Here is a 701-nt window from a genome sequence, read left to right on the forward strand (position 1 = left end):
ATAAAAAGTATCTTCATAATTCCAACAATTGAAATAGACCACGAAACCTTTAGGGCCAGGTGCGTGAGCGGGTTAGAGCGCGTTAGAATGTTGGTGAGCAGCACCGATGTCTGGGTCCCGCTGATCAGAATAAAAATGCAAATATGGTCCACATGCTGGAGAATTCGCTTGATTCGGGGAGACCAGAGTGGGATGTGGTACACAGAACTAACCCCAAACTGGAGGAGCTGGCTAAGAATGTACACCAAGACACTGCTATTGAAGCGATAAGCGAAGGAGAGGACAATAAAAACAATCGCAGTCACGAGCATGCAGAGGAAAGATGATCCGTGGATGACTCAGCGCATGATTTGCTTTCTGGGTATTTTGAGCTCATGCATATTAGGGTAAAAATGAGTCGAATATTTATTTTGATAGCTGATTGTAAAGGCTTAGCGGAACGGATATTTGATGGGAAGGATAAGCACTACAAATAAATCTGAGACGAGGATCTTCTGACATAAATAAATAAAGAACCTAGTTATATGATTTACAGATTAAGATTAGACATAAGGGCCATTTATCTAGAAGATTTAAGGCAAGGCACAAGATGGTTAACAAGGGAAACTGATTCACAAAGATGATTCCATACATTCTAAAATGGGATGAGGTGGTAGCAAGGAGGATGGCCAAAGTGGCTAACTGTACGAAACAAGCAGCTG

The 701-nt window shown here is 41.8% G+C and carries 1 protein-coding gene; it reads right to left on the reverse strand.

Features of this window, described 5'->3' with window-relative positions:
• On the reverse strand, nucleotides 1-335 hold a 335-nt coding region (locus QRY16_RS22305; protein ID WP_419776151.1), incomplete at its 3' end, for a hemolysin III family protein.
• Nucleotides 336-701 lie beyond the last annotated feature (366 nt).

The sequence above is a fragment of the Mixta mediterraneensis genome (assembly GCF_030283135.1).
Taxonomy (GTDB): Bacteria; Pseudomonadota; Gammaproteobacteria; order Enterobacterales; family Enterobacteriaceae; genus Pantoea; species Pantoea mediterraneensis.